This window comes from Escherichia sp. E1130 (genome assembly GCF_005781065.1).
Classification (GTDB): domain Bacteria; phylum Pseudomonadota; class Gammaproteobacteria; order Enterobacterales; family Enterobacteriaceae; genus Escherichia.
In genome coordinates this window covers 51,124-76,035 of the sequence record NZ_VATL01000006.1, presented here as the reverse complement: position 1 = coordinate 76,035, position 24,912 = coordinate 51,124, and the positions used below count along the sequence as shown (strand labels likewise).

The following is a 24,912-nucleotide window of genomic DNA, read 5'->3' as shown; positions in this document are numbered from 1 at the left end:
TGGGACTGAATCCTGCCATAAAAACGTGAGGTAACTCTCATGTTACTCCCTCTCAGCAATCCTCAATAATCAGGTACACCGCCTTTACCGGGCCATGAACCCCGACGACTTTGATAAGCTCAATATCCGCCGTTGAACTGGGGCCACTAATAATGTTAATGCAGGACGGCATACGTTCACCGGACTGCGCTTTCTGATGCAATTGTTCTGCGAGTTGCGCCACACGTGGCAGGATGGTGCTTTTGCGCAGGATAAAAATTGAGGACTCAGGGAGCAAACTCAACGAGCGCCCACGCTCTGCAGCGGAAAAAAGCACCACGCCTCCCGATTCTGTTAAGCCATATTCAGCATACACTACGCCAACGTTAGCCTGCTCTGCCTGCGAGATATTCTCGGCACCTTTCAGCGGATCCCACACGACGGCATTGCATTCCTGCTGTAAACGTTCACTGATCCCCAGTTCTTCCAGTCGCCTGTCGCCACTAACCACAACCGACTGATCTCCCAGCTCTTTACACAGGCGTAATGCAGCATCCGCGGCCTGCGCCTCGCTGATCAGTTCACAACGCGTCAACATGACATCACTGGCAAACTGGATAAACGCGTCACAGCGCTGTTGCTGGCTAAGTTCAGTAAGACGCTCGTTTGCATAGTTGTTAAGCGGTACATCTTCTGTTTGCGGTTCGAGTCGCAACGGACGCCCCAGTGCCTGAGCGATGTTTTGCAAGAATTCGCTTCGATTATCCATTCTTTTTCTCCTGCGCCTGATGTTTCTTAAACCAACTACGGAAACTCTCGCCGTCAGCTTCAGGAAGATCGCGGGCTTCCATCCAGTCGCTAATCGCACCGATCTTGAGTGGTGTTTTGCCGCCACTGATAAACCAGCTTGCCGCATGAGCGCCTGCCATCATTCCGACTTTCCACAATCCCGGATGACTATTGGCATAAGCGAACATTTTAATCGCCCGTTGCTCTGCTTTTGCGGTGATCCCTTTTTCAGCCATCACCCGACGATGACGCAAAATCAGTTTTGACAGAGGAATACGCACCGGACACACGCTGTCACAGGCCGTGCATAAAGAGCAGGCGTAGGGTAAATCTTTAAAATCTTTATAGCCGCCAAGTAGCGGAGAAATCACCGCGCCGATTGGCCCTGGGTAAATAGATCCGTATCCGTGACCTCCAATGTGGCGATATGCCGGACAAGTATTCATGCAGGCCCCGCAGCGAATACAGCGCAGCACATCCCGAAATTCAGAGGCCAGCACTTCAGAACGCCCGTTATCAACAATAACCAGATGAAACTCTTCTGGCCCGTCCACATGCCCCGCTTCGCGCGGCCCTGTCAGCCAGGTGTTGTATCCCGTCAAACGTGCGCCAACGGCACTACGCGCCAGCATGGTGATCAATACATCAACCTCGGCAAACGTGGGGGCAATACGCTCCATCCCCATCACCGCGATGTGCGTTTTAGGTAGCGTGGTACACATTCGCGCATTGCCTTCATTGGTCACCAGGCATACCGAACCTGTTTCTGCTACCGCGAAATTACAGCCGGTTATACCGATTTCGGCACTGAGGAAATCTTCACGGATCTTTTGACGAATGAATAAGGTCATCGCTTCAGGCGTCTCCGGGCCATCATAGCCCAGACGTTCGTGTAGCACCCGGCGGATCTGGTGGCGATCTTTATGGATAGCCGGAACCACAACATGAGATGGCGGATCTTGATCCAACTGAAGAATGTATTCACCCAGATCGGTTTCAATCACCTGAATGCCAGCATCCTGCAACACATGATTGACGCCAATCTCTTCGGTCACCATCGATTTAGATTTCACCACCTTCCGGGCATTTTTGCGTTGGGCGACCTGTAAAATGTAGCGGGTAGCGTCTTCTTTGGTTTTTGCAAAATAGACGTGACCGCCGTTTTGCGACACTTTTTCGGAGAGCTGGTACAGATAAGCGTCAAGATTACTCAGAACATGATCACGTATCTGGCTGGCACGATCGCGCCACTCCTCCCAGTGACCTAATTCATCGACCATTTTTTGCCGATTTGCCCCAATACGCTGCTGCGCGTTTGCCACCGCTTTGCGCATGATCGGATCTTCAATTTGCTGACGGATGCGTGTCTTGAATTCTGTATTACTGGTTTTGATCGACATCTTTATACCCTCAGCGGCTCATCAGCACTTCAGCAATATGCATCACTTTGACTTTCTGCCCTTCCCGTTGTAATCGCCCACTTATATTCAGCAAGCAACTAATGTCGGCACCAATTAAATACTCAGGACAGACCTCCATCAGGTGTGAAACCTTTTCTTTCACCATCTCGCCGGAAATTTCGGCCATTTTGACCGAGAACGTACCGCCAAACCCGCAGCAAGTATCCTGTTCGGCAAAGGGCAACAGCTCCAGTCCACGTACATTTTTTAGCAGCGTAAGTGGTTCATCCTTCACGCCCAACTTACGGGCCAGACTACAGGATGGATGGTATACCGCCCTCCCTTGCAAGCTGGCGCCTACATCAACGACCCCAAGTGTATTGACAATAAAAGAAGTGAGATCCTGCATACGCGCGGCAACCTTTTCTGCACGTAATGCCCATTCTGGTTCGTCAGCCAGATATGTTGGGTAACTTTTTACGGCGTAAGTGCAGGAACCGGCGGGCGAAATAATGGGATCGTCGTTATCTTCAAGTGCAGCGATCAGATTTTTCATTCCAGGGATCGCTTCTTTGATATAACCACTATTGATCGCAGGCTGACCGCAGCATCCCTGTTTCTCAGGAAAATTTACGCGACAGCCGAGTTTTTCCAGTAGCAGCACAGAGTCGCGTGCCATCCTTGATTTCAGGGCATCACCGATACAGGTAACAAAGAAATTTACATTCACAACCAATACTCCATTGCTTCATTTCTATTTATGCCTGATCGCAACCACTCCTTCCGGGTTATCAGACATCAATAAAAATGGCGGCTTTTTTATTGGGTAGCAGAATACAAATTCAAACTGATTTGTATGACAAATCAATAATCCATCATTGGATACCTGGATGCAATAGCTAATTTTATTTCTTTCGGCGTCGCTCACATTTTTATAATGATCGCCACTAACAATACGGAATCATGCATTCGATATAATAACGTCATGAATCCAATCGAATTTATCTTAAACACCCATTTAGAGATACTCATTTGGTATCTGTTAAAACAGTCCCCCAAATGAGTATAAATGAAATTATTAACAATAATTACACAACCATTAATAACTGTAATTTTATCTTACTGAAGCGATTCAGTGTGTTTTTATAATGAGATCCCGCCTTCAGAAAATATATAAAAACACCTGCTATAAGTCATATTTTCAGAGTGCGGGTCAGGTAGTATTCTGATAACGCTAATTAGTCATGTATTTTTACGCCAAGACAGCCACGAACAAACTCAGGATTAAAATGTTTTACGGATTCGCCAACATAACCCAGATCAAGTGAGCTTATTTGCGCCATTTCTTTCTCTGTCAGTGAAAAATCCCAGATAGCGAAGTTCTCTTCAATACGATGCTGATGAGTCGATTTTGGAATAACAACTACTCCCCGTTGAATATTCCAGCGTAGAATTACCTGAGAAATCGATTTTTGGTGAGCATTTGCAATCCCCTGAAGCAGGCTGTTTTCAAATGGTTTATGTCTTCCACCGCCTAATGGTGCCCATGCTTCAGGCTGCACGTTGTAGTATTTCATGGTTGCTAGCGCTTCTGGTTGGGCAAAATAGGGATGCAACTCAACCTGGTTGACCATTGGCTTAATTCTGACTGTTTCACAAAAGTTTGCCAGAACATGAGGATAGAAATTGGAAACCCCAATTGCTTTCAGTTTGCCCTCTTCATAGGCATCTTCCAGTGCACGCCATGCACTGAAATAATCGCGCATTGCCTGGTGCAATAAATAGAGATCAAAGTATTCAAGTCCCGATTTTTTTAATGACGCTTCAATACCTGCTTTTGCCGTATCCTGATCAACCATGTCCTGTACCCATAATTTAGAAGTAATAAACAACTCCTCGCGGGTACAGAAACCTTCCGAAATGGCTTCACGAATAGCCTCGCCGACGGCGTCTTCATTACCATATACCGCTGCAGTGTCGATTAGTCGATAACCGGTTCGGATAGCATTCAACACGGATTGTTTACACACGTCTTTATCGGTAACCTGAAAAACACCAAATCCCATCATCGGCATTTTCAGATTGTTGCTTAATATGGAAAATTCCACTGGCAGTCCCTCCATTACATATGAATCATTAGTCTACGTTAAAACATGACCTCCGATTAGTAGGTCGGTTTTGATATCACTTATGTAAAAATTTCATTAATAATAGGGAACTGTAATCTCTCTATTATGGGAGAAATGAAGCAGATACGATGAGACTGATGGCAAGCAAAAAATCGCCTGATGCGCTACGATTATCATGCCGACCAGAGAGTCGCAATATATTGAATTTACGCTATTTTGTCGGCTGGATAAGCCCCACATGAACAACAAGTATTTGTCAACACTCTGAGATTCTGTCAGTCGCCTGGCCTCGGACCTTTCTGTTTTTGATACACTTATAGCCTTTGTCATACGAAAAATGTGCGAAATGGCGAAGAACAAATGGAGAATGTTATGATCAGGCAGAAGATTTTGCAGCAGCTCCTGGAGTGGATAGAGTGTAGTCTCGGTAACCCTATCTCAATCGAAGATATCGCACAGAAATCTGGCTACAGTAGACGCAATATCCAGCTCCTGTTCAGAAACTTCATGCATGTGCCGCTGGGAGAATACATTCGCAAACGAAGACTTTGCCGGGCAGCTATTCTTGTCCGACTCACAGCGAAATCTATGCTTGATATTGCACTATCTTTGCATTTTGATTCACAGCAGTCATTCAGTCGCGAATTTAAAAAATTATTCGGCTGCACTCCCCGAGAATACCGACTCCGTGATTATTGGGATCTGGAAAATATCTTCCCTCCATTTTTAGCACGCCAACATACAAAAACTGATTGCATATTAATTCATTTCCCTGAAACACGTATTTTTGGCAATTCATTTAAGTATGATACTGAAATATCGAATAAATCACCGGATGAAGAAGTCAAATTGCGACGTCATCATTTAGCCAGATGTATGAAGGATTTTAAGACGGATATCTATTTCGTCTCAACGTTTAAACCATCAACAAAGTCGGTCGATTTACTCACAGTTGAAACCTTTGCTGGTACGGTATGTGAATATGCTGACATGCCGAAAGAGTGGACAACGACCCGAGGACTTTATGCCTCTTTCCGTTATGAAGGAAACTGGGAACATTACTCTGACTGGGTTCGGAACATCTATCTGATAGAGTTGCCTGCCAGGGGGTTAGCCAGAGTGAACGGCAGCGATATTGAGCGATTTTATTACAATGAAGATTTCGTAGAAAAGGATGGCAATGATGTTGTTTGCGAAATTTTTATCCCCGTTCTTCCGGTTTAGTTTGTCGCTATGTCTTATTGAGTTTTATCCTGGCCTGCTACTGTTTAATCAGTATCAGGCCAGGTATTCAGTGAATAATGGCGTTGAACATATCAACACCATTATTCTTTATTAGATCGTAACTTTCATACTATTCAAATTATGGCATCTCCTCCTCGCCCTTTTCAGTATCTGCAGCCTCGGCGTTAATTGTCACCTTCACAGGCGTCATTTCGTACCCGCCATACGTCAGTGCGTGGAATGTGAACGTATAGAGACCCGGCTTCTTGGTACTAAATGTACGCGTAATTTTCCCGCTCGAGAAATGGTCGGCCTTCGACGGCGAGAACTTATAATCCGCCTCTGTCACGTCTTTCGGAGCCTCAATGTCGACCCACATAGTTCCTCCTACGGGATTGTTTGCCGAGAACAGGGTAACCGTCATTGTTGCGGTCGTTACCCCATCCGCCACCAGAGATGACACATCAGATTTTGCGGTGAGCTCCGCGTTTTTATCATCCGCGACGAATTTAGATTCGGCGGTTTTCATCGAGACCTGACCGTCTGCCTGTTCCACTTTCGCCGTGAGTGTATATTTCGCTGCGACAGTGGTCGTGGCGGTGAAAATAGCCTGTCCTTGCTCATTAGTTTTCGCCGTCCCATTGGGAGTCAGCTCTAACTTCGCCGGGCTGGCGGTCAGCGTCACGTCGGTATCTTTCAACAGGTTGTTATTAGCATCAGTCACCGTAACTTTATACGTCTGTTTGGCTTTGCCATCCGCCAGTGCATAGTTGCCAATCACCTCAATACCGGAGACGGTTGCGGTAGCCTTATCGGCCACAAACGTTACAGTCTGCGTATTCGAAGGCTTGTCATTTCCTGCCGACGCCGTGATTTCATACGTTCCGGCAGTCACGGAAACCACTTTCAGTACCGCTTTACCCTCCTCGTTGGCGTTCACCATGATATTACCGTCTGCAAGCGGTTTGACGCCCCGAGGCAGATTAAAGACGACCACAGCGCCAGGAAGAAGGTTGCCGTATTGATCCTTAACCGTTGCCGTCAGCGTAAAGGCATCTTTGTCGTTTGCCACTTTTGGATCAGCACCATCAACCTCCAGGCTCGCCTGACCGGTACTGAAATCCGCCTTGAATTTCACCGTAACCGTCTTCTGAGTATTATTCACTGAGGCCGTGATGCTGTGTTCCCCGGCAACCGTTGACATCAGCTCAATGTCGGCTTTACCTGCCGCATCGGTTGTTACCGTATTCCCCGTCTTGCTGGTCACACCTTTCGGCAGAGTCAGCGTCACATTTTGTCCCTGCAACGGGTTGCCATAGGTGTCCACAACGGTCAGGGTTACCTGGTTAGTCGACTGTCCATTAGCCAGCTGGTTATCAACCTTCACCGTCATATCACTGATCACTGCCTGGGAAGCATCGCCTGCAACATTCAGCACCAGTGGCTGAGCAACGGCATTTTGGCCGTTCACTCGCGGCATCACAGACAACTGGCCCGCGGCAGATCCCAGAGTCAAGGTCGCCACGTAGACCCCATTACTTGTTTCTGTCCAGTCTCCTGTTGAAGGTCTCACTGACCCCGTGCTGGCGGCACCACTAAACTGCGGTGCATCTGGCTTCAGCCCGGTGACAAGGTTCCCGTACGCATCCTTCGCGGTGAAGGTGAGTTCCGTCGTCGCTTTGACGGTCGGAGCATCATTATCCGCAACAAGCGTAGAGTTCGCTGATGACATATCCCCCGCTACGACAGTCAACCGCGCAGCATCGGTGGCTGCTGGCTGACCGTTGAATAGCGGCATGACAAGAAGCTCACCTGTCTTTCCGCCTGTGGTCAGCGTAGCGACATAGGAACCATCGCCTTGCTCGGTCCAGTTGGATACCGTCGCCCCTTCAGATGCAACACCTGTCAGGCTTGCCGACAGGGAAAGGCCGCTGATAGCGTTGCCATGCGCATCTTTTGCAATAAGTGTCACGGTTGTGCTTTCGCCTGCTTTTACGCGATCTTTTGCCACAGAGACTGTCGACTGGCCTGAAGATAACGCATCAGCCACCACGGTCACTTTAGCCGCATTCGCTGCCGCGTCCTGTCCATTGAGCTTCGGCATTACCGCTAATTCACCCGCCGTAGTACCGAGAGAAATCTGCGCAGTCCAGGTCCCGTCGCCATTATCCGTCCAGCCTGAGGCCTTAGAACCTGCAGCGGCTGCGCCCGATAATGACGGTGCATCCGGATTGAGGCCAGTTACAGGGTTGTCATTAGCATCTTTTGCCGACCAGATTGCCGTAACTGTACCGCCAACCACCGGTTTATCCGGATTCAGGGCGATGGTCGAATGTGCTGCATCAAGCGGCCCGGCGACAAACTTCAGCGTTTGTTGTAATGAGCCCAACTGATACTGCTCGCTAAAGGCATGCACAACAACGTTTCCGGCACGGGTCGAAGAAACCGTAGCGCTGTAAACGCCTGGTTTTATCTCCGAAATGGTACCAATGGTGACACCATTGCTATCCTGCGGAACAAATCGCAAGCGGCTGGCCTCTCCCGTCACCGGGTTACCATCAGTATCCACCGCAGTCAGCGTCAGCGTGTGGGATTGCTGACCATCGGCAACCACGTCTCCTGAAGATTCATTCACGCTCAGAGTAGACTTCGACACATCCATCATCGTGGCGCGCAATTCTGCAGTGACGGTTTTGCTCATGCCATCAACGCTAACCGTAATCGTTGCCTCACCTGATTGCGTTCCGGTAGTAAAGACAGACTGGTACACCCCAGCTTCAGTTTCGGTGAACTCACTCAGTGTTGGCTGTGCCTGTGATTTAGTGGCCTTCAGGGTACGAGTCACAATATTTCCAGCTGGCTTGAACGTCAGCTCAGACTTGATCTGATCTTTCATACCCGTGACTGGCTGCCCCTCTGCATCGCGCAGAGAAAGCACCAGTGGCTTTTGCTCACTACCGTTAGCAAGCATTTGGATACGGCTCTGACCGTCAAGCGTTAACGCCGTGCGCTCGGCACTCATACCTGCTCCGGTAATGACCACCTCTGTCTGCACGCGTTTTGAGGCATTGCCTTTGTTGTCGTAGGCAACCGCAGAAATCGCATAATAATTGTTTTTGCCTGCCTGGTAAGCCGGGAGCGTCACTTGCCACTGATTACCCTGCCCGGTAATTTTTCCGCCTGCGGCCAGCAAAGACGGCGCTTCCCATTGAACATTTTTCAGACCGTGAGTTGCTTTGCTCACCACAAGCCCCAGGGAAACCGTCTGCCCGCCCTTACCTTCAATGCGCTCAGGCAGAGCAATACGGATCACTTCAGATTTGCGATACTCAAGAACGATATTGTTATTACGCTCAACCAGGTCATAGCGGCTGCCTGCCAGTACCCGACGCTCGCGAATGCTATCCGTATCGAGTTGTTTCGCCAAAGGTTCGCCAATTCGGTAGTTAACTTCCAGGCCAAAGCGAGTGTCATTCTCACCGCTCTTGCCCTGCTTATGCCCGGCGCTCAGTGTCAGAAGAGGCACTGGCGTATAGGTCACCTCGGCAGAAATAGCATGCGGGTCTTTCTGGCGCTTATCTTTACCAAACAGCCCGACTTCATCGCCATAATACTGTTCGTACATCAGGCTTGCGCCAAGCTGCGGCCAGGCAGGTAAATAGCCCTCTGCGCGGATATCCCAACCATTCGCCGGGCGTTCCTGATAATCCTCAATATCCGGCGATTTTTTCCAGCCAGAAGCGCGGATATAACCATTGGCGCTCAGTTTCAGATAATCGCGCCAGTATTCCGCACCAACACCAATGCGGGTATGACTACGGGATAAATCATGGTCGATAAAGGTGTTCACCCCCGCCATCCAGTCATTTCCTGAAAAATGACGCCAGCCAAAACCAATATTTGACTGAGTACGATCGTCTGTACGATGTATTGCCCCTTGAGTGAACAACATATTTGTCGGTGTATCATAAATCGGATAAAGCATTTCCAGCGAAGAATCCTTCAGCGAGAAATCTTTATCGACATTCAGTTTAACGCGCGCAGTACCATATTTCCCGAGCCACTCCTGGATTTCCTGGGTAGCTTTAGTGGTGGCCATCCCGGTAATAAAATTACGTGTCGCATCGCTATCTGGCTGACTACTCAAAAATGTCCCGGCATTTGCGGCAAACGACGCGACATTTTTCTCCACATTATTATCAGCAGTTACCGTAGTATTTTCCATGCTCAACCGTGGCTGAACCGCATTCTGCGCACGTGCCGCCATTACCGGCGTAAAGGTGACTGCGAGTGGAAAAAGAACTTGAACAGAGATATTTGCCCACGCCACGCAGCGGGCCAGAACTGAATAACGAAATCGTGGTTGTTTATGACCTGTTTTATAACGTGACATTGAGATAATTTCCTGATGAACGAATTAACGAACATAGGCAGACACAAATAATGGCGTCCGCTTGTCAGAAAAACCGGGAATTTCCCGGTTTCCTTTTCCGCAGAAAAGGAAATACCTTTATGTAAGAAAGTACACCGCCACCTAATATATCCAGTGCCTGTAGCCACTCATCAGGTGGTTGGGCGCGGGATTATATTTTTATTTATAGGTGAAAATTTAGCTTTTTGTGCAAGTCATTAAATAGATATCTAAGTTATATTTCCTAGTCTGCGGACAGTGAATAATTCATTATTCAGAGTGAATAATAATGACCTGCCTTTAATTTATCACGATTGGCAATACGTCGAAGTAGGTATATACGCCAGGATAAACCAATATATTTTTTATGGATATTCATTTTCCTTCATCAGACTGTAAATTCCGGGGATATCGAACTTGCACGACTCATCTCAACACTCAAACAGATTTATGAATTTCGTTCATAACCCCTGACAGATCCTGCCGTCTAATCGAGCTCTTCCCTTTACGTTATGCTTCTCATGAACGATAACGGAAGGATAACACCATGCAAAAAGTAAAACTGAACAACGGTATTGAAATGCCCCTGCTGGGCTTTGGTGTATTTCAGATGACCGATGCCGCCGAATGCGAAAGAGCGGTCATTGACGCTATTAACACCGGTTATCGACTGATTGACACCGCCGCCTCCTATCAAAATGAAACCCAGGTCGGGAACGCACTGAAACAAAGCGGTATCGCCCGTAACGAACTCTTTGTCACCACCAAACTCTGGTTGCAGGATACCAGTTATGAAGGAGCCAAAGCCCAGTTCGAACGCTCTTTGAATCGGTTGCAACTTGATTATGTTGACCTGTACTTGATTCACCAGCCATACGGTGATGTCCACGGTGCCTGGCGCGCCATGGAAGAACTGCAACAGGCAGGCAAGATCCGCGCTATTGGCGTCAGTAACTTCCATCCTGACCGACTGGCTGACCTTATCGCCTTTAATAAAGTCGTTCCGGCGGTAAACCAGATTGAAGTTAACCCCTTCAACCAGCAATTACAGGCCGTTCCGTGGATGCAAAGTCGTGGCATTCAGCCAGAAGCCTGGGCACCGTTTGCGGAAGGGAAAAATGGTCTGTTCCAGCATCCCGTATTGACGGCAATTGGCGCGAAGTATGGCAAAAGCGTGGGCCAGGTTGTTCTGCGCTGGATCTACCAACGAGGCATTGTTTCACTGGCAAAATCAGTGCGAAAAGAACGCATGGAAGAGAACATCAACATTCTCGATTTTGAACTCAGCCCTGAAGATATGCTGCAAATTACCGCCCTGGATACCGCAACCAGCGCGTTCTTCTCTCACCGCGATCCCGCAATGGTGGAATGGCTGACTGGCCGCAAACTTGATGTTTAAGCCGCGATAAAAGAGGTATTCATTCAATGCAAAAACGTTATCTGGGTAAATCCGGACTCGAAGTCTCCGCCCTTGGGCTCGGTTGCATGGGCTTAAGCCACGGCTACGGCCCGGCGACCGATACCCGTCAGGCTATCGAACTTATTCGTGCTGCGGTTGAACGTGGCGTCACCTTCTTCGATACCGCCGAAGTGTATGGTCCGTATCTGAATGAAGAAGTGGTCGGCGAAGCCTTAAAACCGTTTCGTGACCGTGTGGTGATTGCCACTAAATTCGGTTTTACCTTCGGCGATGATAATAAGCAGCAGATTTTAAACAGCCGCCCGGAGCATATCCGTGAAGCCGTTGAAGGATCATTACGCCGTCTTAAGACTGATGTCATTGACCTTCTGTATCAACACCGTGTTGATCCGGATGTTCCTATTGAAGATGTTGCAGGAACGGTGAAAGACCTAATTGCAGAAGGTAAGGTCAAACATTTCGGCCTGTCTGAAGCGGGAGCACAAACCATTCGTCGTGCACATGCGGTACAACCTGTCACCGCCCTGCAAAGCGAATATTCCATGTGGTGGCGTGAGCCTGAACAGGAAATTCTGCCGTTGCTGGAGGAACTGGGGATTGGTTTTGTACCCTTCAGCCCACTAGGTAAAGGTTTCCTGACGGGGTCGATTAAGCCAGGAACCACTTTCGGCAAGGATGATTACCGTAGCACCGTACCGCGTTTCGCGGCACAAGCTATTGAAGCCAATGAAAAACTGGTCACCTTGTTAGGTGAACTGGCCGCGGAGAAAGGGGTAACATCTGCACAAATCGCACTGGCATGGCTGTTAGCACAAAAGCCATGGATTGTACCCATCCCTGGCACCACTAAACTGCACCGGCTGGAAGAAAACCTGGGTGCTGTCGACATTGTTCTTTCGCGCAATGATACGCAGCAGATAACCGAGGCACTGGAAACAATTAAAATCGTCGGTGAACGTTACTCGCCTGAGCACCAGGCACGCGTAGGCCGTTAATGCCCAAACGGGTCCACAACAAAATGTGGACCCGTTACTCTGAATACGATCAACAGCGCAAAAGCTGGCGGATGCTGCTTGTGGCTGGGGTAGTAAAGGTAATATCCGGGAAAAGTTGGACACCACTCCTGCAACACCTGAATAAGCTTGCCTGACTTTACATACTTCTGAACCATGTCTTCAGAGAAAGCGATCCCAAACCCTGATAACGCGGCATCAATTCTTACTGGCAATGGGCTACACGTCAGTTGCCCCTCAACCTTGACGCGAAGTGGTTTCCCTTCTCGCTCGAACTCCCAGTGGTAAAGCCCACCGGCGGTTGGCAAACGCATATTGATGCAGCGATGATTTTGTAGCTCGTGAGGCGTTTCAGGTAAGGCGTTAGCGGCAAAATACTCCGGTGCCCCCCCACGGCCATCCGCATCTCTGGTCCAATCCGCACTGCAATCATATCCTTATCCACACTTTTCAAAGCGCACTCATGAAGGGCGTTCATAGATACAATTATTTTAGCTACATTACTGACAATTATGATAATTGATAATCTGTATGTATCGAAAATAAAGATTAATTATCATGAGGTTTACCATGAAAATACTCGTTGCAGGAGCAACAGGATGCATCGGTATTCATGTAGTAAATACCGCTATTGCAATGGGTCATCAGCCCGTGGATCTGGTCAGTACCCTTAGCAACGACGCCGCTAAAAATAAAACATTCGAACTGGTCGCAGAACGAGGAGAAGCGCAGCAGGATCTGCCCACTCTGTTTGCAAACATGCAGAGTGATAATCCTCAAAAAAACGATGGGGTTTTGGATATAGACAATATGCCTGTGCGTGAAGAACCTGAATGTATTATTAATGACCTGAATCTGCACACCAAGGTTAACTAATTTTAAAATATGACAATTTTATCATATAGCGGTCAGTATTATGACAGCTTTAATCTGTACAATTATCAGGAAAGAGACGTTCTCTCCTATATTAATTCATTTTCAAACATATAACTTAGATTAGGTATTAGTTATGAAAACACTACTTGTTACTACATTAGTCATGGGTTTTATTTCGGTGAATGTTGCATTTGCAGCGCAAGAAATTAATCATACAGATGGCAAAGAAAAGATTGGTGTAATCTCAGCCAGCAATGCCTTGACGCTTGATGAGTTATCGAATGCGCTTTCTCGTAAGGCTGATGAGCAAGGAGCAACGTCGTTCAAAATCCTGTCTACCACGGGGAATAACAAACTGCACGGAGTTGCTGAAATCTATAAGTAAATAGTAAATGATGTGCCATGGACTGTTTATCATGAGCATCGGTTCCATGGCTTGTCCTTACGACGAAAATGCAGTCTCAGCAGATTGTAAACACGGTACATTTCTAAGCGTGAATAGCACAATTATGCGGGGATCATACAAGGAGAGCAGCGTAATCCTCAGGGCCAATCTCAACGTAGACTATGGATCACTTGTGTGCGATTAGTAATAATTGATGTAATACATCTTTCCAAATTTGTGATACAGTTCAAAAAATTGGTTGACCAAACTCGTTATCTATATAAGAGGCGCTTATGAGGTGCGCTCTTTTTTAAAGCGAGGAAATACCAATGAAAGAGAATAAGATACAAGAAATCAGTAATAAGCTGATTAATATTGTTGTTTTGGTTGCAGTTGTAGAATATGCTTATTTATTCCTCCATTACTATTAATTACATCTAAAAACAATTCCCTTAGGTGATATTTAAAATATGTATCCTCCACCTACTTTGTAAGAGTTATGTCAGTGGGGAAGGATATTCGTACGGTTTCGAAGGGAAGTTTAAAGAAACCGTATTTGTGCCGCACTAAAAGAGATTGCGCATTGAGTCAGCATTTTAGTTACCCAATGCGCATGTTGGTTCACCAAATTGTTACTTTGGCTGTGTGATAAATAATCAGCCGGTAAAGCAAGGCTCACCCACATTCTCAATGCGTTCATACCGATCAGCGGGTAGTGACATAAATCAGCATGAATAGTGCCGTCACCAACGATAGCCAACAACATCTCTCACTTCCGGCACATTCAGTTAGCTGCGGGAATCCCACATATCCAGACTGTCAGATTGTGAAGCGAAAAGGACGGCTATATGTCATTTGCAAATCTAATCCCCGCTTTAAGGCTGTTCAGAGGCGCAAGAAAAAGCGTTAACTCTGAGTTTGAAGGTTCAACGACACCTGGCTGGCTGCATAATCATGCCTGATTAACGCTGGTGTATTCAGTACGCCAGCATTAACTTTCCTGCAAACGTATCTTCTTACTCATTAATGGCTTGCTACCTGCTGATGCTGTGTATGAGCCGCATCAACCGCTTTTTGATACCATTTTTTAGCCAGTTGTGGATTTTTCTCTACGCCCAATCCCAAAGAATAAATATCACCTAAAGCCACAAAACTGGGAGCAGTGATATGATCCATTCTGCTGATATGTTTAAGATAAAGGTTTATCGCTTTTTGATAATCGCGTTTTACGCCATTACCTTGTTCATAAAGTTTAGCCAGACGATACTGCGCCGTAATATCATTATTTTTATCGCCTTTCTTATAATATTTCGCCGCTTTATTATAATCCTGAGGAACGCCTAATCCTCTTTCATAAATAATCCCAAGATAACGTGCAGCTTTCATTTCTCCCGCCAGGTCAGCTTGCTCAAAAAGGCTTAAGGCTTTTGCATAATCATACGGTACGCCATATCCATTAAGATATAAAATCCCTAAATCCAGTTTCGCGCGGGGGTTTCCGCTGGCTGCTGATTTCGTCAACCATTTAAAAGACTCAGTATAATTCACCGTTTGATTGTAGTTTCCATTCAGGTATGCTTCCCCCAATCTGGCTTGCGCTTCTGCATCTCCCTGAGCAGAGCGCGTTATTATTTCATCAAAATTCATTTTTGGTGGAGTATCTGCATATACAGATGCAGAAAAAAATAGAATTACAAATAATAACGCCTTCATTCTGTCTCTCGGTAAAAATGACTGCCAACACGATACCTGATGACAGTCTGGCCTACACTTTATTGTTTGCGTTGGTTAAATAACCATTCACGAACTGGTTCTATGCTGTAAGCAATACGCCATGTGTTACGATGCCCGCTGGCACCTTCTCGCGAAGAGTATTCATCAAATACACTGTCTTTTATAAAAACGGTATAACGGATATTACTTTGCTCTTCAAACAATGTGTCGGCAGCAAATCGATATTGTTCAGGGTCCCATTGACCATTCCATGCTGCACGAGAAACTTTTCCCCCAAACTGCTCAAGACATTCAGTAATCGCGTTGAAGCTGGGAAAAGCCCCTGCATCATCTTCTGAGGCCATAAACCACAATTTGTTTTTAGCTATTGGAGCAACCTGTTCCGCATCCCATTTTCCTGCAACCAGGTAACTCGCTGTGAAAAAGTCAGGATATTTGATATTCATAGCGATGGCCAGCATACATCCCCCTGACTGACCAGTAACATAAATACGTTCAGGATCTATTTTATATTCTTTCATCAAAGACTGAACAAGATTTATTGTTGTATCAAGCAACGTAGATGTACGCCAGTCATCATCAGCAATGATTTCATTATACTGAGGAGCTAAAACATAGCAGGGACGTTTCAGTTGTTGTTCCGGTTCTGCCCAAATTACTGCGCCTAGCCCCTGAAACAGAGTCGTTGTTATTTGTGCACTGGTAGCCCCTGCATCATGCATAAAAATAACCAATGGTAATACTTTATTTTGCTCTTCAGGAATAAAGAAATTATATTCTAGTATTTTTCCGCTTTCATTGTCTTTATATTTACCTTGTCTAAAACTATCGACCACCAGATTTGAAACGGCGTTAGTTTCCAGCGTGGTATTTTGTGTAATCACAGTTGCAGATGCATCTTTATATCTAATAGTTTGGTTTAGTTTTTCTCCTGCAACCCAGGAGGGTTTACCTTGTCCTTGTTTGGGAACTGCTTTTTGTATTGTTGGGTCCGTTATAGTTTCTTGCCATTCATTTTGTGGTTTGCTGTGGTCCAGTTCAAGAATCGCGTACTTACCTGATTTTGCCTCAACCAAAGCTGTTGACTGACTGATAAACACTTTATTGATATGATAATTTTTTACGCTAAACTCTGTTGACGAAAGTTCTTCCTTATTTATAGGCTTTTCAAATTCTACAGCTATCGCAATAAGTCGAACTCCGTCACCAAAAACTTGTGTAATAGCTGTAGCCTTTATTGCCTTGTTGTTTGTGTTTGCGAATACAATGCGAGGCATTGAAACAACTAAAGCACCCGCAATACTTTTAATTAAAAACTCTCTGCGCGTCGGCATAAATGTCCTCTTTACTTTTGATAAAAATTAAATAAATATCAGCATGATACCAGGACTATATTTTTTCAACTTTATCATTCGTGCTTGTATTTAACTTATCTTCAGTGCTAACTCTGTACCTCGTTTTATCGGCAATGTTATAGAAATAAAACCATTCTGTGGATCACGAACATAAGATAAAAAATCCGGTTCTGCGTTATCATTTAATATATATCCTCCTACTCGTAACTGTGGCGCAACGATCTCAGTAACCTTACGAGCGAGGCTTGGGCCATCCGCAAGAGGGAAACCATCAATAAGAATAAAATCGACAGGACCACCGAGATCTTTCAGCGTTTCTCTCGCATCACCGACACGAATATCAACAAAAGACGTAAGACCTGCCTCTGCCAGATTTCGAGACGCGACTTCAGCCTTTTCCCGTACCATTTCAGAACCAATCACCAGTCCGCCACCATTATCTTTCATCGCAGCGGCAAAATAGAGCGCTGACATACCTACAGAAGTTGCAAAGTCCACAACGCGAGTGGCTTTCATTGCCCGGCACAGTAAGTAGATAAGTTCCCCCTGTTCTGGGGCTATGGAAAAGCCATAACTGGAAAATCTTTCAGGATCAAGTGCCGGAGCTTCGCGAAACAGTTCCTGCGGGGGATGTTTGCGTTCATTATTCATGCGTTCCAGAACACGTATAACCTGGGGATCACGAATGGGGCAGATACTATTATTTAATCGATTCATAAATAAGGACCTGTATTTTATGAAGTGATGTTACCTGGTTGTTTTCATACACCATGTTATGATCATTGCTTATGTTGTTGGTATAGTGATACCATTTTTGGTACTGGTCAAGTACCAAAAATGAATGCAGGAGTAAATGTTTTGATGAACAAGAGCGAAGTGAGGACACCGGTGCGACGGGGAAGACCTAAAAGTGCGGGGCTTGATGAGCGTAAGAAAGCGATAGTTATTGGCGCGTATAGTGCCTTCATTGAGCTTGGTTTTGCCCAAACCTCAACCACAGAAATTGCTCGTCGGGCAAAAGTATCAAAAAGAACAATTTATGAGGTATTCAGTAATAAGAAGGAAATTTTTTCTGAAGTAATTAAAGAATATAAAGCCCTGTTCCTCGATCTCCCAAGACCGGAAAACGAGAAGCTCCCCATTAATGAAACTCTGTTTCGTATATTCCGATTAGATATAAGTCAAGAAGAAGCTAAAGAGAGAGAAGCACTCTTAAAATTAATGACACGTGAATCAATTCTCTTTCCAGAGCTTTCAGACTATTTATATGCCACTAAAACGCTTCGCTCAAGAGAACTGTTAATCGAATGGCTGGATATTCAGCAAGCTCAAGGGCGTATTGCTGTTAAAAATACGGGTAATTGCGCTGGAATGCTAATGGATATTGTTTTTGGCGCATTGCTTCCTCGTCGATGGGTTTTGGATGTTAACGAAGATCAGACATTAACACCTGAAGGTCGTCAGCAACAACTTGAGGAAATAAAAGAGCGTATCGAAACTGTTATACAAGGGATTGAAGTGGTCAACAAAAACTAGCCACGATTATGCGGGATACTTACACAACATCATAATCCCCAAAATTGAGTCCATTCCGTTTAGGGAGATATACAAAAATGATAGCAAGCGCATGCCTGGTATGACTAAAATACGCCATGAATCTGAATCGTTTTTGCTATTTGCTCCTCCTTTTAACGGCTGCCAGCAGTGTGTTACTGGCGGAGCCGTTTGCTGCGTGGGTTACATGCGTAAACCTGCTCACCCTGGTAATTTATGGTACTGATAAGCTGGCTGCACGTAGAGGCTGGCGCAGAGTGCCAGAAGCAACTCTGCTGGTGTTTGGCTTTGTCGGAGGTTGGGTTGGTGCAATTATTGGTCAACAGGTCTTTCGACATAAAACACAGAAACAGCCATTCAGAACCTACTTCGCAATCAGCGTCGTATTGAACGTGATGATCCTGTCAGTTGTGATATATGAATTGTATCAACCATAAAACCCGGTATCCGCTCCGGGAGTTACAGGCAGTAGCTCCATGCTATTTCACCGGCGCTTTACTCATGCACTTATTTGGATCCTTACGACCAGGAAACACTAGAGGATAATTTCCTGTCATTATCTGAAGCGTTTTGAGTATTGTAATTGCCTGAATTGAAAGCGGAACAATATGTGGTCGCCTCATTTTCATCCGTTGCGCAGGGATCTCCCATATCGCTTTATCGAGGTTGAATTCGCTCCAGAGCGCCGCTCTCCACTCTCCGGTTCGAACACCTGTAATAATCAACAATCTCGCCCCCAAAACAACCAGCGGACTACCTGTGTAACCAGATAACGCATTAAAGAAAATACGGTTGATAATGGAAGATAAGGAACGGGCAGTGAGCTGTAGTATGTGCGGGGTCAATTGACTTAGATAGACTTGGGAAGAGTTTGAAATGGTGCCGATAATAGGAGTCGAACCTACGACCTTCGCATTACGAATGCGCTGCTCTACCAACTGAGCTATATCGGCCCTGAAAGGACATGTTCACGAACGTGAATCACGGTGGACAAGGTTAAAACTAACCGGGCGATGCGTCAATGGCCTTGTGAATCAAATGGCTACTTTTGCATCACCCGATTTTATTTACGCACGAATGGTGTAATCACCAATGCCGATCCACTTGTAGGTGGTCAGTGCTTCCAGCCCCATTGGGCCGCGCGCGTGCAGTTTTTGCGTGCTTACCGCGACTTCCGCGCCCAGACCAAACTGGCCGCCGTCGGTAAAACGCGTAGAGGCGTTAACGTAAACAGCGGAGGAATCCACTTCGTTAACAAAACGCTGGGCGTTGCGCATATCGCGGGTCAGGATCGCATCGGAGTGTTGTGTGCCGTGTTCACGAATATGGGCGATGGCATCGTCAAGATCGCTGACGATTTTGACGTTCAAATCTAATGACAGAAACTCATCGTCATACTCTTCGGCTTTAACAGCCACCACCTTCGCAGGGCCTGGCTGCAACTGTGCCATTGCGGCAGCATCTGCGTGTAATGTCACGCTGCTTTCCGCCATTTGTTTGCTTAATGCGGGCAGGAAGCTATCAGCGATGTTTTTATTCACCAGCAACGTTTCTACCGTATTACACGTGCTCGGACGCTGAGTTTTCGCGTTGACGATCACTTTCAATGCTTCAGCGATCTCTGCACTTTCATCAACGTAAATATGGCATACGCCTATACCGCCTGTGATCACCGGGATTGTCGACTGTTCGCGGCATAGCTTATGCAGACCAGCGCCGCCGCGCGGGATCAGCATGTCGATGTATTTATCCATACGCAGCATTTCACTGACCAACGCACGGTCAGGATTATCAATTGCCTGTACTGCACCTGCCGGTAAACCGCAGGATTTCAGGGCGTCCTGAATCACCGCCACCGTTGCAGCGTTAGTGCGGCAGGTTTCTTTGCCGCCACGCAGGATCACCGCGTTACCCGTTTTCAGGCACAGCGAAGCAACATCGACCGTCACGTTCGGGCGCGCTTCATAAATCACGCCAATCACCCCCAGCGGCACGCGACGACGCTCCAGACGCAAGCCGCTGTCCAGCACGCCGCCATCGACTACCTGCCCCACCGGATCGGCGAGGTTACACACCTGGCGCACATCATCGGCAATGCCTTTCAGCCGTGCGGGCGTCAGTGCCAGACGGTCAAGCATCGCTTCGCTGAGGCCATTAGCACGCGCGTCAGCAACATCCTGGGCGTTAGCGTTGAGGATGCTTTCGCTTTGTGCTTCCAGTTCATCAGCAATCTTCTCCAGCACGCGATTTTTTTCGCGGCTGGAGAGTTGCGCTAATTTATACGAGGCTTGCTTCGCGGCAATGCCCATTTGTTCCAGCATCGGCCTGCTCCTTAACGGGTAATCATGTCATCACGGTGAACGGCTACCGGGCCGTATTCATATCCCAGTATTGCATCAATTTCTTGCGAGTGGTGTCCGGCAATGCGGCGCAATGCATCGCTATTATAGCGACTGACGCCGTGGGCAATATCACGACCTTCGAGGTTACAAATACGGATCACTTCACCACGCGAGAAGTTGCCGGTTACGCTCTTAATGCCTTTCGGCAACAGGGAGCTGCCGCGTTCAAGAATGGCGGCGGTTGCCCCTTCATCTACCGTGATTTCACCCGCCGGTGGCGCACCGAAAATCCAGCGTTTACGGTTTTCAAGCGGAGTCGCCTGGGCATGGAACAGCGTACCGACGGAAATACCTTCCATCACATCACCAATGACGCCCGGCTTGCTGCCCGCGGCAATAATGGTGTCGATACCCGCACGGCAAGCCACGTCAGCGGCCTGCAATTTGGTGCTCATGCCGCCGGTTCCAAGACCTGAAACGCTATCACCGGCAATCGCGCGCAGTGCGTCATCAATGCCGTAAACATCTTTAATCAGTTCTGCCTGCGGATTGCTGCGCGGGTCAGCGGTATACAAACCTTTTTGATCGGTCAGCAGCAACAGTTTATCGGCACCCGCCAGAATCGCCGCCAGAGCAGAAAGGTTGTCGTTGTCACCAACTTTAATTTCTGCCGTAGCGACAGCATCGTTCTCATTAATTACTGGAACGATGTTGTTATCGAGCAGCGCACGCAGGGTGTCGCGGGCGTTCAGGAAGCGTTCACGGTCTTCCATATCAGCACGAGTCAGCAGCATCTGCCCGACGTGAATGCCATAAATCGAAAACAGCTGTTCCCACAGTTGAATCAGTCGACTCTGCCCTACCGCCGCCAGCAGTTGTTTTGAGGCAATAGTCGCTGGCAGTTCCGGGTAACCCAGGTGCTCACGTCCGGCGGCAATCGCGCCCGACGTCACAATGACTATCCGATGCCCGGCGGCATGTAACTGCGCGCACTGGCGAACAAGTTCAACGATATGGGCACGGTTCAGGCGGCGCGATCCACCTGTTAGCACACTGGTGCCGAGTTTTACCACCAGCGTCTGGCTGTCACTCATGATTCTCTGCCATTCAATTTTAGGAAAAATGATATCAAACGAACGTTTTAGCAGGACTGTCGTCGGTTGCCAACCATCTGCGAGCAAAGCATAGCGTTTTGTTGCGCGGGATCAGCAAGCGTAACGGCAGTTGTTTACGCTTTTATTACAGATTTAATAAATTAGCACATTTTAAGAATATTATTAAGCTGTAATATATCTTTAACAATCTCAGGTTAAAAACTTTCCTGTTTTCAACGGGACTCTCCCGCTGAATATTCGCGCGTAAATTAAAATCAGGAAAGAAAATGAAAAAGAGCACTCTGGCATTAGTGGTGATGGGTATTGTGGCATCTGCATCCGTACAGGCCGCAGAAGTATATAACAAAGACGGTAATAAACTGGATGTCTATGGCAAAGTTAAAGCCATGCATTATATGAGTGATAATGATAGTAAAGATGGCGACCAGAGTTATATCCGTTTTGGTTTTAAAGGCGAAACACAAATTAACGATCAACTGACTGGTTATGGGCGTTGGGAAGCAGAGTTTGCTGGTAATAAAGCAGAGAGCGATACCGCACAGCAAAAAACACGTCTCGCTTTTGCCGGATTGAAATATAAAGATTTGGGTTCTTTCGATTATGGTCGTAACCTGGGCGCGTTGTATGACGTGGAAGCCTGGACCGATATGTTCCCGGAATTTGGTGGCGACTCCTCCGCACAGACCGATAACTTTATGACCAAACGCGCCAGCGGGCTGGCGACTTATCGTAACACCGACTTTTTCGGCGTTATCGATGGCTTGAATTTAACCTTGCAATATCAAGGAAAAAACGAAAACCGCGATGTGAAAAAGCAGAATGGCGATGGCTTCGGCACCTCGTTAACCTATGACTTTGGCGGTAGTGATTTCGCCATCAGTGGGGCCTATACCAACTCAGATCGCACCAACGAGCAGAACCTGCAAAGCCGTGGCACAGGCAAGCGTGCAGAAGCATGGGCAACAGGTCTGAAATATGATGCTAATAATATTTATCTGGCAACTTTCTATTCTGAAACGCGCAAAATGACGCCAATCTCTGGCGGCTTTGCCAATAAGACGCAGAACTTTGAAGCGGTCGCACAATATCAATTCGACTTTGGTCTGCGTCCATCACTGGGTTACGTCTTATCGAAAGGGAAAGATATTGAAGGCATCGGCGATGAAGATCTGGTCAATTACATCGATGTCGGTGCTACGTATTATTTCAACAAAAATATGTCAGCGTTTGTTGATTATAAAATCAATCAGCTGGATAGCGATAATAAGCTGAATATCAACAATGATGATATTGTCGCGGTTGGCATGACCTATCAGTTTTAATGAATATTGCCGGATGCGGCGTGAACGCCTTATCCGGCCTACGAAAACCAATATTTCAGGCCGGAATAGATGCGTAAACATCACATCCGGCACATTTCATTCACGCCGTTAACTTCACCGGCTCGTCACGAAAATCATCCGCCGGTTCCAGTTTCAGATTCAACGTCACCAACAGTTCACGCAGCTTCTCGTGAAACTCACGCAAGGTATACTCCAGCCGCTCTACCACTTCGGCATCTTTTACCGGAACACTCGTCCAGTCGCCTGCTTTATCGAACAGACCAAACTGATAGCTGTATGTAAAACGGGATTCCTGCGCTTCCAGTTCCATCCACCAGCCCCAGAACTCACGCACTTCCGGCGCGGGTTTCACGTTGACGCATACAGCCAGACAATCGAAAAAGAATCGATTATCTTCGCACTTACCTTCACGAATATACGGGCCTAGTGCGGTAAATTTTTTGATCAATCTGCTTTTCGGGTGTCCACTCGGTAACGTCATTGCGATCTCCTGTTGTGATGCAACTGTTTTACCAAATTGACAAAATTTAGCAAATTTTTAACACAATCGCTTTTCGATCCAGTTGGTGATTTCCTGAAGCGCCTTGCCAAAATTCCGATACACGGGGTTAAGCGGAATCTCTAACAATTTACCATCCGCAGATGACGACGTGATTAAGCGTGAATCCTCTTCCGGGCTGAACGGATCGTTCTTCCAATACCCTGATAACATTGGCGTTGGGCAACGACGTCCCAGCAATCCTTGCACTTTTAATGAATAGCGATTCAGCTCAACACGCAACGCTTCATCAGAAGCATCATGCATTCCCAGTCGGCTCGCCAGAACGTCAAGATACATTTCCGGCACTTGTTGCTGGCACTTAAAATCACTCAGCAAGGTGTGAACCACCGGGCCAAGACAGGCCACCGCTTTCAAACGTGATGCCTCGAGATAAGCCAGGCGTACAGCAACGTTAGCACCGAAACGAAAACCAAAGGCGGCAACGCGAGTGTGATCTACCCATGGAACGTTAGGCAGCGCCTTTAAGACATGTTGGTGCAGCAGGCTGGAATCCTGGGTGAGTTTCCATTTTGAGGAAAAACCGACTGAAGGCATATCAATAGTCAGCATCGCAATGCCGCGCGGTGCAAAATAGCGCTCATAAAGGGAGTAATAGTCGGTTTGCATCGCATCCAGACCACCACACATTAATACTGTCGGGAATGGACCATCACCTTTTGGCATATGCAAAAAGCCAGTGATGGGCGCGCCCCCCGGAACGGTAAACTCCATTTGCCGCATTGTTCCAGGCAGACGTTGCGCAGCTTCTTCATACGCGCGATTTGACAACGCCTGTACCTGTTCAGCCAGATCATCGCCCTTCAAGTGCGGATAGGCGGCAATATTGTACAACGTAGCTGCGTGCAGCCAGTGACGCCCGCTGAGTTGCGGATCTTCTTCCGCACAGGCTTTCTGTTGCCACACCATCGCCTGGGTGGCCCACTCGTAAATCCAGTTGCCGCCACGGTAGCCAATCACCGTATCGTATAAATCATTGTCGGTGCGTTCAGCATCGCTCATCACAATGCGCGCCTGAACGTCGAGGATTTCACGCGGATCAACACCGCGCCAGATCCACATCAGGCGGTTAATCATGCGATACCAATGAGGAATATTTTTGCCATCGAGGGCCGACTGCACCGACGGTTGCGCACCGTGGTTAAAACGGCGGACTAGCGTCGAGGTTTCAGGATGTTTAAAGCGGGGTTTGAACAGGGTTTCGCTCAGATTAGCCTGTGTCATGGATGCAACCTCCAGGAATACTTACTGGAAGCTATTGTAACCTGCCTGACGTTAAAAAGA

21 protein-coding genes, 1 tRNA gene and 3 pseudogenes are annotated in these 24,912 nt (G+C 47.1%); 10 read left to right on the top strand and 15 right to left on the bottom strand.

Annotation, left to right across the window (positions count from 1 at the left end; translation table 11 throughout):
- Positions 1 to 52: 52 nt before the first annotated feature.
- The 4 genes from FEK66_RS07460 to FEK66_RS07445 form a co-directional block, all read right to left on the bottom strand.
- Positions 53 to 748: a lactate utilization protein C gene (locus FEK66_RS07460; protein ID WP_138211433.1), complete on the bottom strand. Its 696-nt coding sequence runs from the start codon at positions 746 to 748 to the stop codon at positions 53 to 55.
- Positions 741 to 2,168, bottom strand: coding sequence for a LutB/LldF family L-lactate oxidation iron-sulfur protein (locus FEK66_RS07455; RefSeq protein WP_135408117.1), 1,428 nt, complete (start codon positions 2,166 to 2,168; stop codon positions 741 to 743). Before FEK66_RS07455 ends, FEK66_RS07460 begins: the two co-directional genes overlap by 8 nt.
- A 10-nt stretch (positions 2,169 to 2,178) precedes the next feature.
- Positions 2,179 to 2,898 carry a (Fe-S)-binding protein gene (locus FEK66_RS07450; RefSeq protein WP_135409559.1) on the bottom strand — a complete coding sequence of 240 codons (720 nt, stop codon included), beginning with the start codon at positions 2,896 to 2,898 and terminating at the stop codon, positions 2,179 to 2,181.
- Between the two features lie 508 nt (positions 2,899 to 3,406).
- The gene (locus FEK66_RS07445) at positions 3,407 to 4,276 is read right to left on the bottom strand and encodes an aldo/keto reductase (protein ID WP_135494356.1); all 870 of its coding nucleotides are present in this window, start codon (positions 4,274 to 4,276) and stop codon (positions 3,407 to 3,409) included.
- 393 nt (positions 4,277 to 4,669) lie between these two features.
- On the opposite strand from FEK66_RS07445, the gene FEK66_RS07440 reads away from it, so the two are divergent.
- Positions 4,670 to 5,521: a helix-turn-helix domain-containing protein gene (locus FEK66_RS07440; protein WP_135494358.1), complete on the top strand. Its 852-nt coding sequence runs from the start codon at positions 4,670 to 4,672 to the stop codon at positions 5,519 to 5,521.
- 139 nt (positions 5,522 to 5,660) lie between these two features.
- On the opposite strand, the gene fdeC is transcribed toward FEK66_RS07440, so the two are convergent.
- Complete coding sequence (fdeC, locus tag FEK66_RS07435) at positions 5,661 to 9,914, bottom strand: inverse autotransporter adhesin FdeC (RefSeq protein WP_135494360.1); 4,254 nt, start codon at positions 9,912 to 9,914, stop codon at positions 5,661 to 5,663.
- 565 nt (positions 9,915 to 10,479) lie between these two features.
- Between fdeC and FEK66_RS07430 the strand changes: the two genes are divergently transcribed.
- Both FEK66_RS07430 and FEK66_RS07425 read left to right on the top strand, forming a co-directional pair.
- Positions 10,480 to 11,331 (top strand): aldo/keto reductase, encoded by an 852-nt coding sequence (locus tag FEK66_RS07430; RefSeq protein WP_130210798.1) that lies wholly within the window; start codon positions 10,480 to 10,482, stop codon positions 11,329 to 11,331.
- A gap of 26 nt (positions 11,332 to 11,357) precedes the next feature.
- Entirely contained in the window at positions 11,358 to 12,347 is a 990-nt protein-coding gene (locus FEK66_RS07425; RefSeq protein WP_130218362.1) for an aldo/keto reductase, read from the top strand.
- On the opposite strand, the pseudogene FEK66_RS07420 reads toward FEK66_RS07425, so the two are convergent.
- Positions 12,344 to 12,816 (bottom strand): annotated as a pseudogene (locus tag FEK66_RS07420) (LysR substrate-binding domain-containing protein); the annotation flags it as partial. The gene FEK66_RS07425 and the pseudogene FEK66_RS07420 overlap by 4 nt on opposite strands.
- A 206-nt stretch (positions 12,817 to 13,022) precedes the next feature.
- Here FEK66_RS07420 and FEK66_RS07415 point away from each other — a divergent pair.
- The 3 genes and pseudogenes from FEK66_RS07415 to ykgR form a co-directional block, all read left to right on the top strand.
- Positions 13,023 to 13,241: pseudogene (locus FEK66_RS07415) on the top strand (SDR family NAD(P)-dependent oxidoreductase); the annotation flags it as partial.
- 133 nt (positions 13,242 to 13,374) lie between these two features.
- A complete protein-coding gene (locus FEK66_RS07410; protein WP_130210792.1) occupies positions 13,375 to 13,626 on the top strand; it encodes a DUF1471 domain-containing protein in 252 nt (83 codons plus the stop codon).
- Between the two features lie 329 nt (positions 13,627 to 13,955).
- Positions 13,956 to 14,057, top strand: a complete 102-nt coding sequence (ykgR, locus tag FEK66_RS07405; protein ID WP_064530486.1) for a small membrane protein YkgR — start codon at positions 13,956 to 13,958, stop codon at positions 14,055 to 14,057.
- Between the two features lie 110 nt (positions 14,058 to 14,167).
- Here ykgR and FEK66_RS25630 read toward each other — a convergent pair whose 3' ends face one another.
- Complete coding sequence (locus tag FEK66_RS25630; protein WP_167854226.1) at positions 14,168 to 14,392, bottom strand: hypothetical protein; 225 nt, start codon at positions 14,390 to 14,392, stop codon at positions 14,168 to 14,170.
- 42 nt (positions 14,393 to 14,434) lie between these two features.
- On the opposite strand from FEK66_RS25630, the pseudogene rpmJ reads away from it, so the two are divergent.
- Positions 14,435 to 14,536 (top strand): annotated as a pseudogene (gene rpmJ, locus FEK66_RS07400) (50S ribosomal protein L36); the annotation flags it as partial.
- A 113-nt stretch (positions 14,537 to 14,649) separates the two neighbouring features.
- Here rpmJ and FEK66_RS07395 read toward each other — a convergent pair.
- The 3 genes from FEK66_RS07395 to FEK66_RS07385 form a co-directional block, all read right to left on the bottom strand.
- Positions 14,650 to 15,339: a tetratricopeptide repeat protein gene (locus FEK66_RS07395; protein ID WP_130218368.1), complete on the bottom strand. Its 690-nt coding sequence runs from the start codon at positions 15,337 to 15,339 to the stop codon at positions 14,650 to 14,652.
- A 59-nt stretch (positions 15,340 to 15,398) separates the two neighbouring features.
- The gene (locus FEK66_RS07390; protein WP_135494363.1) at positions 15,399 to 16,694 is read right to left on the bottom strand and encodes a PHB depolymerase family esterase; all 1,296 of its coding nucleotides are present in this window, start codon (positions 16,692 to 16,694) and stop codon (positions 15,399 to 15,401) included.
- A 90-nt stretch (positions 16,695 to 16,784) separates the two neighbouring features.
- Positions 16,785 to 17,432 carry a class I SAM-dependent methyltransferase gene (locus tag FEK66_RS07385; RefSeq protein ID WP_135494365.1) on the bottom strand — a complete coding sequence of 216 codons (648 nt, stop codon included), beginning with the start codon at positions 17,430 to 17,432 and terminating at the stop codon, positions 16,785 to 16,787.
- 144 nt (positions 17,433 to 17,576) lie between these two features.
- Between FEK66_RS07385 and FEK66_RS07380 the strand changes: the two genes are divergently transcribed.
- Entirely contained in the window at positions 17,577 to 18,251 is a 675-nt protein-coding gene (locus tag FEK66_RS07380) for a TetR/AcrR family transcriptional regulator (protein ID WP_135409554.1), read from the top strand.
- Positions 18,252 to 18,367: 116 nt separating this feature from the next.
- A complete protein-coding gene (locus FEK66_RS07375; protein WP_130210782.1) occupies positions 18,368 to 18,706 on the top strand; it encodes a DUF1294 domain-containing protein in 339 nt (112 codons plus the stop codon).
- A gap of 440 nt (positions 18,707 to 19,146) precedes the next feature.
- On the opposite strand, the gene FEK66_RS07365 is transcribed toward FEK66_RS07375, so the two are convergent.
- The 3 genes from FEK66_RS07365 to proB all read right to left on the bottom strand — a co-directional run bounded on the left by FEK66_RS07365 (position 19,147) and on the right by proB (position 21,705).
- Positions 19,147 to 19,222 (bottom strand) — tRNA-Thr (locus tag FEK66_RS07365).
- A 114-nt stretch (positions 19,223 to 19,336) separates the two neighbouring features.
- Positions 19,337 to 20,590, bottom strand: a complete 1,254-nt coding sequence (gene proA / locus FEK66_RS07360) for a glutamate-5-semialdehyde dehydrogenase (protein WP_135406111.1) — start codon at positions 20,588 to 20,590, stop codon at positions 19,337 to 19,339.
- A gap of 11 nt (positions 20,591 to 20,601) precedes the next feature.
- Positions 20,602 to 21,705 (bottom strand): glutamate 5-kinase, encoded by a 1,104-nt coding sequence (gene proB, locus FEK66_RS07355; protein ID WP_001285288.1) that lies wholly within the window; start codon positions 21,703 to 21,705, stop codon positions 20,602 to 20,604.
- A 287-nt stretch (positions 21,706 to 21,992) separates the two neighbouring features.
- On the opposite strand from proB, the gene phoE reads away from it, so the two are divergent.
- Complete coding sequence (phoE, locus tag FEK66_RS07350; protein WP_062883175.1) at positions 21,993 to 23,048, top strand: phosphoporin PhoE; 1,056 nt, start codon at positions 21,993 to 21,995, stop codon at positions 23,046 to 23,048.
- Positions 23,049 to 23,148: 100 nt separating this feature from the next.
- Here phoE and crl read toward each other — a convergent pair whose 3' ends face one another.
- A complete protein-coding gene (gene crl, locus FEK66_RS07345) occupies positions 23,149 to 23,550 on the bottom strand; it encodes a sigma factor-binding protein Crl (RefSeq protein WP_130209675.1) in 402 nt (133 codons plus the stop codon).
- A gap of 57 nt (positions 23,551 to 23,607) precedes the next feature.
- Positions 23,608 to 24,852 carry an esterase FrsA gene (frsA, locus tag FEK66_RS07340; protein ID WP_135494369.1) on the bottom strand — a complete coding sequence of 415 codons (1,245 nt, stop codon included), beginning with the start codon at positions 24,850 to 24,852 and terminating at the stop codon, positions 23,608 to 23,610.
- Between the last annotated feature and the right edge of the window lie 60 nt (positions 24,853 to 24,912).